At 33.7% G+C, this 4208-nt stretch carries 5 protein-coding genes and 1 pseudogene; all 6 read right to left on the reverse strand.

All coding sequences use genetic code 11. The annotated features are described in order from the left end of the window. Nucleotides 1-542 (reverse strand): PoNe immunity protein domain-containing protein (locus HX004_RS17595; RefSeq protein WP_286444153.1); only part of this gene is annotated, 542 nt, incomplete at its 3' end. Next, complete coding sequence (locus HX004_RS17600; RefSeq protein ID WP_286444155.1) at nt 539-790, reverse strand: hypothetical protein; 252 nt, start codon at nt 788-790, stop codon at nt 539-541. The genes HX004_RS17600 and HX004_RS17595, both read right to left, overlap by 4 nt. 664 nt (nt 791-1454) lie before the next feature. Further along, a complete protein-coding gene (locus HX004_RS17605) occupies nt 1455-1799 on the reverse strand; it encodes a hypothetical protein (protein WP_286444158.1) in 345 nt (114 codons plus the stop codon). A 281-nt stretch (nt 1800-2080) separates the two neighbouring features. Continuing rightward, nucleotides 2081-2749, reverse strand: coding sequence for a hypothetical protein (locus HX004_RS17610; RefSeq protein ID WP_286444160.1), 669 nt, complete (start codon nt 2747-2749; stop codon nt 2081-2083). A gap of 492 nt (nt 2750-3241) precedes the next feature. Continuing rightward, nucleotides 3242-3580: a hypothetical protein gene (locus HX004_RS17615; RefSeq protein WP_286444163.1), complete on the reverse strand. Its 339-nt coding sequence runs from the start codon at nt 3578-3580 to the stop codon at nt 3242-3244. 103 nt (nt 3581-3683) lie between these two features. Further along, nucleotides 3684-4208, reverse strand: a pseudogene (locus tag HX004_RS17620) (hypothetical protein); the annotation flags it as partial.

Below are 4208 nucleotides of genomic sequence, written 5' to 3' on the forward strand. Positions count from 1 at the left end.
TACCAAGGGGCATCGCGATGCCCTTGATACCACTTTTTATTTAAGTAGGTTTTTATAAAGCTAATACTTTTATCTTGTCCCTTTACTAATCCATCCAAATGAGCATACGGACTTTTTTGGATATAAGAGGATCCTTGTATAGCATTAGGAATTCGATAATTCACTAATGTTTTGAGCAATTCATCTTGAGCACCGCCTCGCTGAATAACCGCTACAATACGTTTAAAATTTGCATCATCCACCTCACATAAAATACCCAAACTCAGCATCCATACCATCTGATCATACATCGCATAACTCTTCGCAAAGCCTTCCCAATAAAAACCATCTTCAAAGGCTGTGATGGTATCCAGTAGACTTGCTGTTATTAATTCTCTATTAATATCAACAGAATAGAGCGCAATCGTTCTTTCCAATTGAGCACTAAATAACATCAGTTTTAATCCATCAATTGTTTCTTTAGAAAGATTTTCTTTCACATCTTCTATAAGCAATGGTATGACCTCATTACTTTCTCCTATGAAGTTTAATATTTGACTCATATAATTTGTATATTACTCTTAACAACTTTTGCATTTTTATCTAATGTTTGTATAATCATAGGGTTATTTTCAGATACACCTAGAAGAATACGTTCATAACCTAATTTTCGAATTTCTCTCGATTTCAAAAGACCAAACTCTTGTTTCAAATTAAATAAAATCCACGCATCCTGCATTTGACTACCTCCACTCGATGTAACTTTTCTATTTAATTTAGGTTTCCACCAAGAAAATCCTTTTGTATTCATTTTTACCTCTGCAATGATGTATTTAGGAGGTGGAGAAGAGAATTCATAAACTGCATCAATTCCTTTAATTATAGGTTGATCTAAATGAGTTACTTTTTTGTAATGAATAATAAATTAGACAACTACCACCTTGTGAATCAACAAAATGAACACAACGGATGCGACCCTTCGTTGCCTCAGGGTGACATCGCGTGTGGGAGCGCGATAGGGTTAGCAGTACACAATAGTACATGCGATAATTGAGCGTTTAAAGAAAATTACTACAAAAAAACACGCTTGCCACACAGTATCCACACACAGTATGTCACCTCGACGAAGGAGAGGACGCATCCGTCACTCAACGCACGTCACTCAACGCTCGTTACTCAAAAACAAGGTAACAAAAACGCTGGATGCAACCCTTCCTACGTTAGGACGTAGCGTGCGTGCGATAGGGGTAGCCCTTCATTACACACTTCATAAGTGTTCAAAAATATCCCTTTTACTATTTTAATAAGTGCGCGGTTAATTCAGTCCTTTGAACACAATTTTTCAGATAAAGGGGACAAATTGCCATTTGCCCCTACTTAATACCAATGAAAAATGCGATAGTAAGTCCGATAGAATTATAAAACTATTTTTCTTTTATTGCCACTTTCCTCAATCCCTCGATTATATTTTAGAATCAATTATTATCTATTTTCTCTTTCCACTCCTCCCCAATAACATATTTCCCATTCTTACTTAAGATGTTTAAAAAGGGTACCCTCCCTTCAGCACCTCCATCATGAAACATAAAAGGTTCCATTGTTTCATCTTTTATATAAATAGAAAATAATCCGGTACCGCCAAACTGCTCTTGAGGTACGCTTACTACTACTTTCCATATATTTTGAGAAAAGTTAAATACAGTTATTTTTTTTACTTCCTCAGGATTGAACACTTTAAATGAATCGGACAAAAAATTATCCCTTTTAAAATCATTTAACACTTGCTTCGCTTTGTCTAAAGCTATTTTATCTTTTTCCATTTATTCAAATTTTAATAATTCTTCTTCTAACTTCCATTTTTTATAATATTCCAAATTAACTTTAAGTAATTTACATCATCCACTCAAAGATATCATTGAGACAAAGAAATAAATCAAAGCAAAGCACAGCGAAGATTGATTTATTACTAGAAGGAAATAGTAACTCAATCACAAAACAAGTAATAAGACGTGCTGAAATATTCGTTTGTATTTCAGCTTATTCTTGCTATTATCTCTTCATAAAAATACGCTTTAGAAATCGCCTTTACACTCCTATAAGATTAAAAACAAATAGCATCACCTAAATCAAACATCATTTCATTCGTAATCACGATTTGCTTCCCTTTTTCAAATACTTTTTTTTGATGACGCATTAAGGTATCTATACAATAGCCCATCTGTTCTTTATTTACATCCTGATATAAAGTGTTGACCCGTTCTTTTGAAACTAATTTCCAGGTTTGATCAGGTTCATATACAAAATTGAGCATATTCATCTTAAAACCACCCTCAAATCCTTTTTCTGTATACACTATTTTTAAACAATTCTTAACGACTCCTGCCACTCGTACCCACCCCTCTTCAACAGATAATTTGGAGTCGATACTCACATAATTACTTTCTCCTAAGTAATCTACAGCCACTTTTTCGTCCATGATCCATTGTTCTTCTAAGTGTTGAGCACACTTGAGAATAGAAATACTGTTGCGTTTTATAAGTTGATTATGCAGATTATTAGCTTCTGCATAGTGTACAGCTTCATTTACCCCTTCTTCTCCTTCGAAAAACACGGGATCAACACCATATTTAGTCGTTACTAAAACAGTAGATTTCCCTTTTGAATCCATAAAATATTCATACGCAACACCATCCTTATTTTCAAGTATCTCTAGTTTAAAAACGAGCGGATTACTTTCTGTATACCTAAATTTAGCTATATCTTTATTCACCGTATTCTTATCGCTACACGAAGGCAAACAAAGCAACACCAATATGTAAAACACTAGAAACCTCGGATTAACAATTTTCATAATCGGTTATCGGTTAATTTTTCTGATTTAAGGGGATATTTTCTTTTATCGATAATTTGGCGAAAAAGCACACTGACCACACAGTATCCACGTACAGTATGTCACCTCGACGAAGGAGAAATCGGAGCGTAGCGAAAATCGAAACGTAGTGAAGATTCATCGAACACCAAAACAAAATATAAAATAGGTGAGATATATTCATTGAACTCCAAAACATAATATTAACTTAGTGAGATAGTACGCATCCGTCACTCAACGCTCGTTACTCAAAAACAAGGTAACAAAAACGCAGGATGCGACCCTTCCTACGTTAGGACGTAGCGTGCGGCGGTAGGGTTAGCCCTTCATTACACACTTCTATAAAGCTCAAAAAAATATTCCTTTTATTTTCTAGTGGGATACAATTCCAATCTAACTATTCGTTTCTACAAACGCTTTAAAGTCTTTTAGAAAATCAATAAAAGTATCATGTGGTAAAACTAAATCTGCATCTTGTTTTTGAGTATTCAAATCAAAAAACTGAACTCCATAATCATTGCTATATATATACAAATCATCTCCCTCAGTCTGATATTTATATTCTTTATCCGAATCTTTTGTAGAAAGAACACCATCTATAAGTTGTTGAATAATTTGTGGTGTCCAATATGAAAACCTTAATAAGGTTATTGGATAAAAATCATCATCTTCAACATCTATATCGTACAGAACAGAATTAGATATCTTATACTTCGAAAATTTATATTTCATATTATTAAATTTTACATTTTTGGATAAGCATTTAAAATTTTCCCATAGTCATCAATTTCTAGAACTACATCAAATCCACTTGTTGATTCTCCAATAAACTTACTTAATATTCCTTTCTTTTTTTAGGAATTTGTCCTACTCCTTTTGCCACTGTATTTTCATAAACAAAAGCTATTTCTTGTTTAATCCGTTCTAAATCCCAGTTACTTGGAAACATAGAACTCATTGCTTCTTTTTCTAACCAGCCATCTCTGTATTTTACATAAATTTTGGTTCTATATGGTTGATTAGGTCTTGGTGGATTAGGTATCGGTTTGCCTTTAAGTCTAATTGTTTTACCTATTGCTGCTGAACTGTGACCTCCTTCTGAAACTAATACTTCCATTTTATAACCCGTTCGACGACTTTCTATTAATAATGTATTAAACTCACCATTTAAGTGATTATAAAAAGTCGGATCAATCTTATCTCCCCATCTGCTCAAAGCATTTACGCGCAAGTAATTTTTTTCTAAATTCGTTGCAAGCGCTGTACCCTTAGATTCAAAAATTTCATCTAAACTATTGCGAACTGCTTTCGCCTCGCCACTGGCGATAACTTCTCCTTTATAACTAACAATAATCCCTTC

The organism is Myroides sp. 1354 (genome assembly GCF_030324495.1).
Taxonomy (GTDB): domain Bacteria; phylum Bacteroidota; class Bacteroidia; order Flavobacteriales; family Flavobacteriaceae; genus Flavobacterium.

Bases quoted from the DNA above. Each gene is read 5' to 3' on its own strand.
- HX004_RS17600 (WP_286444155.1), bottom strand. From the start codon at position 790: ATGAATACAAAAGGATTTTCTTGGTGGAAACCTAAATTAAATAGAAAA.
- HX004_RS17615 (WP_286444163.1), bottom strand. From the start codon at position 3,580: ATGAAATATAAATTTTCGAAGTATAAGATATCTAATTCTGTTCTGTAC.
- HX004_RS17605 (WP_286444158.1), bottom strand. From the start codon at position 1,799: ATGGAAAAAGATAAAATAGCTTTAGACAAAGCGAAGCAAGTGTTAAAT.